Origin of the sequence: Pleionea sp. CnH1-48, assembly GCF_024124665.1 — a bacterium.
GTDB lineage: Bacteria > Pseudomonadota > Gammaproteobacteria > Enterobacterales > Kangiellaceae > JAMXSB01.
The window spans coordinates 132,361-144,697 of sequence record NZ_JAMXSB010000017.1 but is presented as its reverse complement, the minus strand read 5'-3'; the positions used below and the strand labels follow the sequence as shown (position 1 = coordinate 144,697).

The 12,337-nt window shown below is 44.7% G+C and carries 8 protein-coding genes and 1 tRNA gene; 7 read left to right on the top strand and 2 right to left on the bottom strand.

What is annotated here, in order from left to right; genetic code table 11:
• Positions 1–12: 12 nt before the first annotated feature.
• From mutY to NH399_RS22735, 6 genes are all read left to right on the top strand, one after another.
• Entirely contained in the window at positions 13–1,089 is a 1,077-nt protein-coding gene (mutY, locus tag NH399_RS22760; RefSeq protein WP_253043514.1) for an A/G-specific adenine glycosylase, read from the top strand.
• On the top strand, positions 1,067–1,339 hold the full coding sequence (locus NH399_RS22755) for an oxidative damage protection protein (RefSeq protein WP_253043513.1): 273 nt from the start codon (positions 1,067–1,069) through the stop codon (positions 1,337–1,339). Before mutY ends, NH399_RS22755 begins: the two co-directional genes overlap by 23 nt.
• A gap of 69 nt (positions 1,340–1,408) precedes the next feature.
• Positions 1,409–1,484 (top strand) — tRNA-Phe (locus tag NH399_RS22750).
• An 815-nt stretch (positions 1,485–2,299) separates the two neighbouring features.
• Positions 2,300–5,470: a hypothetical protein gene (locus NH399_RS22745; RefSeq protein ID WP_253043512.1), complete on the top strand. Its 3,171-nt coding sequence runs from the start codon at positions 2,300–2,302 to the stop codon at positions 5,468–5,470.
• A 607-nt stretch (positions 5,471–6,077) separates the two neighbouring features.
• Positions 6,078–6,599: a TRAP transporter small permease subunit gene (locus NH399_RS22740; RefSeq protein WP_253043511.1), complete on the top strand. Its 522-nt coding sequence runs from the start codon at positions 6,078–6,080 to the stop codon at positions 6,597–6,599.
• Positions 6,596–7,957: a TRAP transporter large permease subunit gene (locus NH399_RS22735; RefSeq protein WP_253043509.1), complete on the top strand. Its 1,362-nt coding sequence runs from the start codon at positions 6,596–6,598 to the stop codon at positions 7,955–7,957. Before NH399_RS22740 ends, NH399_RS22735 begins: the two co-directional genes overlap by 4 nt.
• 48 nt (positions 7,958–8,005) lie before the next feature.
• On the opposite strand, the gene NH399_RS22730 is transcribed toward NH399_RS22735, so the two are convergent.
• Together NH399_RS22730 and uvrD are read right to left on the bottom strand one after the other, a co-directional pair.
• Positions 8,006–9,109, bottom strand: a complete 1,104-nt coding sequence (locus NH399_RS22730; RefSeq protein ID WP_253043507.1) for a TRAP transporter substrate-binding protein — start codon at positions 9,107–9,109, stop codon at positions 8,006–8,008.
• Positions 9,110–9,245: 136 nt separating this feature from the next.
• The gene (gene uvrD / locus NH399_RS22725) at positions 9,246–11,417 is read right to left on the bottom strand and encodes a DNA helicase II (RefSeq protein WP_253043505.1); all 2,172 of its coding nucleotides are present in this window, start codon (positions 11,415–11,417) and stop codon (positions 9,246–9,248) included.
• Between the two features lie 92 nt (positions 11,418–11,509).
• Here uvrD and NH399_RS22720 point away from each other — a divergent pair, with 92 nt between their 5' ends.
• Complete coding sequence (locus NH399_RS22720) at positions 11,510–12,337, top strand: 2-keto-4-pentenoate hydratase (RefSeq protein ID WP_253043503.1); 828 nt, start codon at positions 11,510–11,512, stop codon at positions 12,335–12,337.

Below are 12,337 nucleotides of genomic sequence, written 5' to 3'. Positions count from 1 at the left end.
GGGGAAATTCGCTTGAAACCGCAGGATTTTCAATCTGCTATTCTAAAGTTCTACCAAGAGTTTGGTCGCAAAGATCTACCCTGGCAACAGAACAAAACCAGCTATCGAGTCTGGATATCTGAGATCATGCTACAACAAACTCAGGTAGCGACCGTTATCCCTTATTATCAACGCTTTATGGAGCGCTTTCCGGATTTAGAATCCTTAGCAGCAGCACCGCAAGATGATGTGCTAGCTCTATGGAGTGGTCTTGGCTACTACTCTCGTGCTCGCAACCTCCACAAGTGTGCACAAACACTTATCAACGACCATCAAGGCCAATGGCCTGATAATGTCGAAGCCATGGAAAGCTTGCCTGGAATTGGTCGTTCAACGGCGGGAGCTATTTTATCTTTGGCTCAAAATATTCGGGCTCCCATTTTAGATGGCAACGTTAAGCGTGTTTTATGTCGTTTTTATACGGTTGAAGGTTGGCCCGGGCAAACCAGTGTCGCTAAAAAGCTCTGGCAGATAGCCGAAGAGCAGACTCCCCAAAAGCAGGTAGCAGAATTTAATCAGGCGATGATGGATATGGGCGCTACCGTTTGTACTCGAAGCAAGCCTAAATGCACAAGCTGTCCGCTACAAAGTCACTGCCAGGCCCTTAGCAAACAAGTGCAAAGCAACTACCCTAACTCCAAGCCCAAGAAAGAAAAACCCACCAAAGAACAGCGCTTTGCTGTTATAAAGGTTGGCAACAAAGTCTTACTTGAGAAGCGTCCAGCTCCGGGTATTTGGGGCGGTTTATGGTGTTTACCAGAAATACCGGAGCAAGTAGATGACGATGCAGTGTGGATTCAATCCCAGTGGAAAGGAAAACTCGCGGAACAACATGAGATTGAACCTTTTCGCCACACCTTTAGTCACTATCATCTGATTTTAAAGCCTGCGCTAATGACTTTGACTAAGCAGCCAACGCAGGTCATGGACAGTGACCATGTTCGATGGCAGGATCTATCACAAATCGAGCAACTGGGCTTACCAGCCCCTATCGCTAAATTACTTAAACAATTGGAGCAGGAATCTTATGTCCAAGAAAGTCTTCTGTAAAAAACTGGGAGAAGAGCTGCCAGCAATCCCAATGGCTCCTTATCCAGGCGAACTTGGCCAACGAATAGTCAATGAGATCTCACATAAAGCCTGGATGCAGTGGCTTCAACATCAAACAATGCTGATCAACGAAAAGCGATTGAGCTTAGCTGATCCGGATACTCGCACCTATCTTGCGGGCGAAATGGAGAAATTTTTGTTCGGTGGTGATTACGAAATACCCGAAGGTTACATCCCACCAGAAAAATAGCATTATTTTTTATTTTAATGCTTGACTTCAAAGCTCGAAATCGGTTTAATACGCGCTCTCCATGGAGACGGCCTGGTAGCTCAGTTGGTAGAGCAGAGGATTGAAAATCCTTGTGTCGGCAGTTCAATTCTGCCCCGGGCCACCATTATTCCAAAACCCAGTTTTTTAACTGGGTTTTTTATTGCCTGAAAGAAACTGCCGACAAGGTGTCGACACAGGAGCGCCTGCCGGTTCGATTCCATCCCCGCACCCACATCATACGAAAGCTCAGTTTTTAACTGATTTTTAATTCATCTAATTTCATTACCAATACTTTCATTTGGCTCAATAGCCAGGGTTTGAATTTTGCCTGTTTTTTAAAACCAATTACTTGAATGTTCAGTTCTTTGCTTCCCTATAAATAATTAATTAGGTGGCTTTTCAGATCATTCAATAGATTCCGCTGCTGTTTTGTGAGGTTTGGAATACCTAAGAGCCATCTTATACATCTTAACTATTTATTAGTGAAGCTATCACTTTGTTTTTCTCTTTCAGGGTTTAAATACACAGCTAAACAGGTTGCAGTCTTTTCAAAGAACTGACGTTAATTTTTCTAACCATGACGGTGCCGCGTAAGAAGAGTGGCATTAAAAACGACATATTAAGTTTCATAGAATGATTTGTGCCCATGTTCAAAAATACAACCAACATGCTGACTGCTAGCATAAATGTTTCACACTCGAGGGTATTATCAGCTCTCTTAGGACTTTATTGCTCACTATGCGTACAAAATTAAGTGCCTTAACAAAAACATAAGCAAAACATTATCTAATCCTTACATTAGTTCATCACTTATCTCCTACCCTGAGCACGCCTTTCAGCCTTGGGCTGCCATTTACATTTAGGCATATCGTATTCCCGACAACATGAGCTGAGTATTCATTGCTCAGCTTTGTTTTTTGCTTAGGAGCAATATTAAAAATGAAAGCTTCATTATCAAGTAGCTTATCGCTCATCTCGCTTGTGCTAGGTGCAGCTATCAGTGGTGAGCTTAAAGCCGACACGGCCACTTTTTCGGTAGAAATTACCGCAAAGGGTGAAGAAGTCGTCGCTTACGAAAACAGAGAATTTACTGGCGAGTTCCCCTATTTCGATATTCGGGGAGGTCACTTTGGCGGTTGGCCATCCAGAACCGAAAGCGTTACCTACTGCCTACCTGCGGATATTATGCGTGATTGTGAGATTGACACCTCTCGAACTCATAGTACTCATACACCAGAAGGACCTGAGTATGGTCAAGGTGGTCCAGGTTTTGGGATTTTCATCGATACTGTTAATTCTCCCGGAGGAGCACAAAGCGCCAGCTACACGCTCAACCATGCGACAGGTTGTTTAACATCTACTGTCACGGTTAGAGCCAAGCGCCGAATGCGAGGCTGGTATCAAGGGCGTCATACCATTTATGCCCGTTGTCCTATTAAGCAGCAGTGGTCTCACACTCAAGCCAAAGGGCCTTTTACCATTGATAGCAATGATGGTTATCAACAGTTGGCTCAATATGATGGCCCCATAGGATCTGGCAGCGGAATTCCCGGTACAGCAGAAGTATTTACTAATGGTACTGGCTACACTGCCAATATTACTTCTAGCACACCTGCCGAAGCCCCAATCACCAAGGGTATGTTTAATATTTCACCTCAGCATGGCGTCAATGGACCACGCTTTTTTGCCTCCTACGAAGGCAACGATATCGCTGCCAGAGGTCTTGAAGTCACGCAGGGCATGCAGAATATCTACAATGATATGCCTCTGGTCGCCTTGCGTCGTACCATGGCTCGCTTTTACGTACAAAGTACCGTTCCAACCAATAACGTAAGCGCCGAGTTAAGAGCATTCCGCAACGGCACCGAATTGCCTGACTCACCTATTCTGGCTGAAAACCCAATCACAGTACGTGATGCAGGGATTGATAGAACACTACTTGATCACGCCTTTCTGTTTAAGATACCACAGCATTGGACCACTCAAGGCGAAGTCTCCTTTGTCGCCAGAGTGAATCAAAATGGTGCGCAACCGGATAGCAATGGCAACAATAATCAATGGACAGAAAATCTGACATTCAATCAGGCCCATCTTGATACAGTTGTCGAAGTACCACTACATCTTCATGATGGTGCTAATCGCGATAATCCTTTGCGCATTTATGAAGGCTCCCATCCTCATTACCCAGCTGTAATGGGTCATGTTGTACGGCATCATCCAACAACTGCGCTCGCCAGTTTTGATTGTGGATTTAAACCACTCAAACCCCTGTGGCACTTCTGGCCATTTAACAAAGAGTGGAACATTACTGATCGCGACCACTGGAGCCAAATCTTATCGCGCATGCAATGGAAGCGCTTCTGGAGTAGTTGTGGATTCACAGACTCCTTCTGGGCAGGCATGGTTCACCCAGATCTTCCGGAAGCTCAAGGCGGTGCTCCAGCAGTTTGGGGTATTGCACGCGGTCAACGAGTATCAACTTCGATTATGTTTGGTTTGCACAGTTACACTGACTGGAACAACAGTAACGGTGGAAACATCGTGAGTCATGAAATCGGCCACAATAAAAACCTTGATCACGTCTGTACAGCAAACAATCCAGCTAATCAGGATACTAATTATCCTTACCCTGATAACTGTGGTTTATCGCTCGGTAATTCCGCCTTTTTTGACAACGGCCATGACGGCTACTTTGGTATGGATGTTTACCACGACTTCTTTGGTCTGGCGCAGCCAGCGATTCTTGGCTCAGACAGTGCCAATGTAAACTTTCCCTGGAATCGTGACGTCTCTCCGGTGATGTCTTACCGTAGCCGCGAGTGGATTTCACCCTACAGCTACTGCAAGCTTTTATCAGAGCAAGGCGTTTACTGTGATCGACTGGCCATTGCTGCTCGTTATCAAAAACCAGGACACAAGGTAGAAACTCTGCTGGCAGAAGCAACCACAGAAACAGCTCATGAGGCGGCCTATCCTAATCCAAATCGTGCCCAGGAAACCTCAATCAAAGAAGAAAAACACTCTCATGCTAAGGTTACTCAAAAGCTCCCCGTACTTGATGATGGAAATGGCGAGATCATTCAACCCATTGATGACATCATTATTGAAGAACCTGCTCTGGATCTTGCTCAGTTGGTTATTTCAGGACACTTTAATACCAGTGACCGTACACTAAGCAACTTCATTTTAATGAAAACGGAACCCAGAAAAAAACTGATTCTGCCCACGCTTAATGACAGACAGGCAACAACTAAGCAAGCTTTGGCAGCGAACTTGTTACCCGTCGTCCAACTAAAGCAATACAAAGGAACCAAGCTTCTAAAACAAAACTTCATCATGATGACCCGTCTATCAGAAGATGCCACAGTAGGTGAGTATTCTTTCATGACCAGCTTGCCATTGGCTTTGGGAGCCACCAAGTTTGAATTGGTATACAACAATCAGGTTATCACGACCAAGCAAGTATCGACGAACAAGCCTCAGATACAACTGGAGTCGATTGCCGATATCAATATGAAATCGAATACCGTTCTAAGATGGAACGCCAGTGACGCCGATGGTGATAACTTAAGCTACTCTGTCTTCTATAGCGCAGATGGTGGTATTTCTTGGGTGTTGGTTGATTCACAAATCGCCAATACTCAATACCCACTCAACTCAGACACACCAGCAGGTGTTGCCGATCCTTTGCGCTATTACAAGGGCTCGAACAAAGGGAAGTTCAAGGTAACAGCGTTTGATGGTTATCACACTACCAGTGCTATCACGACAGAAAATCTGCTCATGCCAGGCTCAGCACCTCGCGTCAGCATTCTGCAGCAAAATGGTCTAGTGGTTCACTATGGCAAAACCGTCTACCTCACAGGTACGGTATCTGATATTGAAGACGGTCCCCTAATCATTGCAGGCAGCGCTCCTTCTCCATTCACTCTGCGCTGGCACTCCAATCTCAATGGTGACTTGGGTACTTCATCAGAGATCCGCACACGAAGCCTAAAGGTAGGAACCCATACCATTACGCTCAGTGCCACCGATAAGAATGGCGATACCGGGACTGCCAGTATTCAGCTAGTTGTCACCCGAGGCATTCCTCTTCCTGTAGCTAGATAAGGTTCACTACCCTGGCCGCGCTAAGATCACCGATCTTGGCGCAGGCTACGGCCCCATCTATTGGTATGCACCATTAAGTGATAAATATCTCAAATATTTTATCTTTTAAATACAATGAGATAGGAATAACTTCTGATAAATAGCATTAAATCTCAATTTTAAATTGACAAATCCTTGATCTTATTCACATAGCTAATAAGGCTGTGAATAACCTTGTTGCACGAGAGTGATGACTCATAAGAGTGGGATTAAATGATCAGCTTTTGATCAAAGAAAAGAACTTATTCACAAATAAATTATCATTAATTTTCAATAAGTTAATCAACTTACACACAGAATAGGAAGATATTTATCCTTTTATTTGTCATATTTCTTCAATGTGGATAACTATGTTCATAATAGGTTCTTAACATCTTGTTTTATCACCATTTTATCCCCAGAATTCCCAAGCCATTTTTGCCTGTGAATAAACCTGGAAATATTCGATGGCTCTTTAGCAGGATCTGGCCCTTCATAAAGACAAATGGATTCGTTTCCGTTAGTATCTTTGACCCGTTGTCGCTTAAGCCAACCGTAACAATAACCAAAATAAATTAAGTGGAACACCATGTGGGATCGGATCAAATCTTCTCTTAAATACATCAGCCAGTGGTCAGGTAAAGGCGTCTCGTTGTTGACGTTAATCATGGCCTTGCTGATGTTTACCAATGCCATTCTCAGTAATGTTTTTCAAATCAACTTTATTGCGTTACAAGAATCAACGACCTGGTTGCACGCCGCTGTATTTATGCTGGGTGCCGCTTATACGCTACAAAGCAACGAGCACGTTCGCGTGGATATCTTCTATCGCCAGTATTCAGCGAAAACACAGGCCATTGTCGATATTGCAGGAACACTACTGTTTTTGTTTCCTGTGAGTCTTTTTATCCTAATCAGTAGTTGGCGCTATGTCAGTCTCAGCTGGAAGCTTGGTGAGGCCTCAGCCGAGGTGGGCGGTCTTCCTGCTCTCTATCTACTGAAATCTCTGGTCATCGTTATGCCTATCCTTCTGCTCATCGAAGGCTGTCATCAAATCATGAATAACATAGAAAAGTTTCAGCAAGCAAAGCATGAGGAGTCCGTATCATGATGGAATGGCTACCCTTGATAATGTTTATCTGTGTCTGCTTGTGCTTAATGGCAGGCTACCCCGTTGCCTTTACACTCGCTGGCGCCTCGCTTTTGTTTGCAGGGTTAGGCGTTATGTTTGACTGGTTTAATCCTCTGTTGCTTAACGCAACCTTTAACCGAACTTTTGGTGTGATGACCAATCAAGTGCTTGTCGCTGTGCCTTTGTTTGTCTTTATGGGAGTGATGCTACAGCGGAGCCATATTGCAGAGAACCTGCTTGGCAGTATGGCTAAATTAATGGGTAATTTACGCGGCGGTCTGGCTATCTCGGTCATCATAGTGGGTGCACTACTTGCTGCAAGCACTGGCATAGTAGGAGCTACCGTTGTGACCATGGGCATGCTGTCTCTGCCAGCCATGTTAAAGCGAGGCTATGATCCTGCATTATCCACAGGCACCATTTGCGCATCTGGAACACTGGGGCAAATTATTCCCCCTTCTATCGTGCTGATTCTATTAGGCGAGGCAATATCCAGTGCTTACCGCAGTAGCTATGGTGGTGATCCGGTCAATGTAGGCGATCTTTTTATTGGTGCTTTGATCCCGGGCATTCTACTGGTGAGTTTATACATTTTATATGTGTTTGGGCGTGCCTTAATCAATCCAGAAGTTGCTCCCGAAGCACCACCAGAAGAGCAAGCTGGTTCTGGTAACTTGTTTAAAGAAGTGATTCAGAGTCTCGTTTTACCACTGCTACTAATTTTTGTTGTATTAGGTTCTATCCTGATGGGCTGGGCTACACCGACAGAAGCATCCGCCATTGGTGCAGTAGGTGCTTTGATTCTGGCACTGACTCAAAAACAGCTTTCGTGGCCAGTCCTTAAAGACGTTATGATTTCCACCACCAAAACATCTTCTATGGTGTTTATGATCCTGATCGGTGCATCCATTTTTTCGTTGGTATTTCGCGCCTTAGGAGGCGATGAGGCCGTTCAATCCTTCTTGCAACAAATGCCAGGTGGAGTAACGGGAGCCATGATCATCATAATGCTGGTGATGTTTTTATTGGGCTTTATTCTCGACTTTATCGAAATTATCTATGTAGTGGTTCCCATCGTCGCCCCTGTTTTATTACAGATGGGTGTTGATCCGATTTGGTTAGGAATCATGATTGCGATTAATTTACAGGCCTCGTTTTTAACGCCACCCTTTGGATTCGCACTCTTTTATTTGCGTGGTGTTGCACCGGAATCAGTCGCCACCAAGAGCATTTATCGAGGTGCTATTCCCTTTATTATTATCCAGCTAATGGTACTTCTGATCCTTGCGGCATTCCCAGAACTTGCCACCTGGCTGCCTAAATATCTTGCAGAATAAACAAACTAAAAAGCTCTCATCCCAAATAGGTGAGAGCTTTTTTTGTTGTTAGCGAATTCCCAAAAATGCCTGCTCAGAAATAGCATGCCAGGGTTGAACCTGTTGCTGAAACTGAGTGTAAGAGTCATAAACTTTACGCGAAATAGCATCTTGCTCAGCTTGCTCTGCAACCACTTCTTTTGAAAGCTCATGGAAGCGTTTAAGAACATCTTCTGGCAGTGGTCTTAAATCCACTTTGTGCTCATTGATCAGAGTTTTTAAAGCCGTATTATTTTTGTCAGTAAACTCCATCAGCATGTCACCATTGGCCATCAGACAAGCCGTCTTTACAATTTCTTGTAAGTCAGCAGGCAACGCATTAAGCGCATCTTTGTTAATAATCGCTTCAAGCGTCGTACCGGGCTCATGCCAACCGGGGTAGTAATAATATTTGGCGGCTTTATGGAGTCCGAATGCCAGATCATTGTAAGGACCAACCCACTCGGTTGCATCGATTCGCCCCATCTGCAATGCTGAGAATAGCTCTGCCCCAGGAATAAGCTCCGGTGTGCCTCCAGCGCGCTTAAACACTTCACCACCCAACCCAGGAATACGCATTTTTAAACCTTTGATGTCATCGAGACTGTTAATTTCTTTATTAAACCATCCCGCCATCTGCACGCCTGTATTACCCGCAGGCATAGGCACTAATCCCAAAGGTGCATACAGCTCTTGCCAAAGTTCTAATCCACCGCCTTTAAGCAACCAGCTATTCATCTCTTGCGCGTTAAGCCCAAACGGAACAGCACTAAAAAACGGAGCAATGGGTAATTTACCTTTCCAATAATATGCCGCTCCATGCCCCATCTGGGCCGTGCCTGCGGCAACCGTATCAAAAACTTCGAAAGCCGGAACCACTTCGTTAGCTCCAAATACTTTCACTTCCATGCGTCCGCCGCTGAGCTTGTTAATAAGTTGTGCCAGATATTCGGCACCTTCACCGAGTCCCTGAAATCCTTTAGGCCAAGTGGTTACCATCGTCCACTTAATAACTTCTTTATTTGAGCTATCTGTGCCACTTGCCTGATTACAGTTTTCTGCGGGTGAACATCCACTGAGTGTTGAGACAGCTAACCCAACGCCCGCAGCCCCTACAAATGCTCTTCTTTTCATTGTTATCACACTTCCTGTTCTCGTTGTTTGTGGGTCATTATACCCAAATTAAACAGGAATGCAGGTGACAGAGTCGGTGATGTGGGAGGGGAAAGAATTCATTAGCCGCGGGCAACCAACCACCCGCGGCCTCTTTTTAGACCGCAGATAACTTAGCGTAGGCAAGTACCAGCGTTTTTGGACCAGCAGACTCAAAATTAATATGGATCCGGGTTTGCGGGCCGGAACCTTCAAAATTAAGAATCACTCCAATACCAAAACGTGGATGCTCAACCATCTGACCGAGTTGAAAACCATGAGAATCGTCCGCTTGTTGACCCAAACCTAGACCAGAACTAAATGCAGGCTGTGATACCTGGGCTGTAATGCGTACTTCTTCAATAAGGCTGGCAGGAATTTCTCGCACAAAGCGCGACAAGGATGGATAAGACTCCTTGCCAAACATACGTCGTTTTTCGGCATGGGTGAGATAAAGTTTTTTCATCGCCCGCGTTATGCCGACATAACATAAACGGCGTTCTTCAGCGAGGCTATCGGGATCTTCCATCGACATCTGGTGAGGGAATAACTTTTCTTCAACACCAGCAATAAAGACGAGAGGAAATTCCAAACCTTTTGCCGAGTGCAATGTCATTAACTGAACACAGTCCTGATAAGACTCGGCTTGAGTGTCGCCTGCTTCTAAAGATGCGTGAGCTAAGAAAGCTTGCACAGGTGTTAATTCCTGTTCCTCTTCTTCCACTTCAGCCACATCAAAATTGCGTGCCGCAGTGACCAGCTCCTGTAAGTTTTCTTTGCGAGCCAGGCCTTTTTCACCTTTCTCTTTCAAATACATATCCAGTAAGCCAGATGCTTCAATAATAAATTCTATTTTTTGATGCAACTCAAACTCTTCGGTTTCATCATCCATGTTTTTTAGCAAGGTTTGAAAACCTAACAAAGCATTTTTTGCTCTTGCTGGTAACAGGCCATGTTCAATGACATGAGACGACGCATCCCACAATGAACAATTTTGAACTTTTGCCGTCGCTCGAATATTTTCGATGGACTTTAGACCCAAGCCACGTGTGGGCGTGTTAACGACACGTTCAAAAGCAGCATCATTATTGCGATTGGACAGCAAACGCAAATAAGCCAAAGTGTCTTTAACCTCAGCTCGTTCGAAGAAGCGTAAACCACCATAAATTCGATAAGGGATCTGGCGTTGAAGCAAGGCTTCTTCCATCACTCGAGATTGTGCATTAGAGCGATAAAGAATAGCTGACTCGTTATAACTATTGCCTTGATTGACCCAGTCTTCGATTCGCGCGGCGACATAGCGAGCTTCTTCTTGTTCATTAAAAGCTGTGTACAAGGAGATAGGTTCTCCTTCATCACCGGAGGTCCACAAGTTTTTGCCTAAGCGATCGTTATTATTCGCAATCACCGAGTTGGCAGCTTTCAGGATCGTATTGGTCGAACGATAATTCTGTTCTAATCGAATCGTGTCAGCGCCCGAGTAATCTTGTTGAAACTTATGGATGTTTTCAATTTTGGCACCACGCCATCCATAAATGGACTGATCATCATCTCCAACAATGGTAATGCGATTGCGGCCATTGGCAATCAAGCGGATCCAGGCATACTGAATCGCATTTGTATCTTGAAACTCGTCAACCAAAACGTGTTGAAAACGCTCCTGATAATGCACTCGTAGATGCGCATTATCTCTGAGCAATTCGAAAGCACGTAACAATAACTCGGCAAAATCAACCAACCCACCCTGGGCACAGGCTTCTTCATAAGCTTGATAAACAGTACACATGGTGGCGGTATAAAGATCGCCATTATGGGCAATATCCTTTGGACGTAGCCCATCGTCTTTTTTGGCATTAATAAACCACTGTGCCTGCTTGGGTTGCCACTCTTCCTCATCAAGCCCGAGTTCTTTCATCACGCGCTTGATAATGCGCAACTGATCATCACTATCCAGGATCTGAAAATTCTCATCCAGACGAGCATCACGTGCATGAGTTCTCAGCAGGCGATGAGCTAGCCCGTGAAAGGTTCCGATCCAAAGCGTGTTGGCAGGACGCCCTAACAGACCTTCGATCCGCCCTTTCATTTCTTGCGCCGCTTTATTAGTAAAAGTCACGGCTAACAAACTGTGAGGCGATAAATGATCTTCCTGAATTAACCAGGCCATACGATGTACCAGTACGCGGGTTTTTCCGCTACCAGCACCAGCAAGCACTAGCAACGCCGCTGCATCAGAGGTAACGGCTGCTTTTTGTGCATCATTAAGAAAATGTAATATTGGATGTTCCATAGTGCAGCCATTGTAACAGGTTTGGCATTTTCACGAACCAGAGAATTGGGGTATGCTGCGTAAAATTTCCCATCCAATAGCGGGAGCAAAAAATGAAATACTGTTATGGGCTTTTTTTTATTCTCTTGTACTCATCGATGGGCTGGGCCCAAGACCAAGTTGCTGAAGAACTTTTCTCTCGTTGGAAAAATAAACAACCCGCCGTTCATTTGAGTCAGCACTCCCCCGCTGCAACCTTGCAACAAGCCTACAAGGTGCAAGCTGAATACGTTGCTCTACGACAAAAAAACAAAGCTCATATTGCAGGCTTTAAAGCGGGCTTAACCTCAGCCGGAGGACAAAAAAAATTCTCGGTCCAGAGCGCATTAGCAGCCGTTTTATTTGCCAGCGGTAAGCATCAGTCAGAAGCTCCCATCGCCCTCAAAAACTTTCAAAAATTAATGATGGAAACAGAAATTGGTTTTCGTTTAGCCAAACCCATCGATAAAAAAATAAACACAATTGCAGAACTCAAACCTTATATAAAAAGTGTATTTCCGGTAATAGAACTTCCAGAACTCGCCTATCAAACTCCAAAGGCCATTAAAGGCATCGATTTGATCGCAGCCAATGTTGCCTCAAACGCATTTATTCTTGGCGAAGAAATCGGTCTTGCCAAAGCACCGAATTTGAACCAGCTTAAGATCACACTAAAGCGAGAAAAACAGCTGATTAATTCGGGTAAAGGCAGTGATGCGCTAAACGATCAATGGCAAGCCCTGCTTTGGCTTGTAAACACTTTAGTTGATCAACAATATACCTTGCAGCCAGAGCAAATATTAATCACTGGTGCAATAGGCAAAATGCTGCCCGCCAAAACAGGTCACTACCATGCCGATTTTGGTGATTTAGGTCATATCAATTACACCATAGTCCCATAG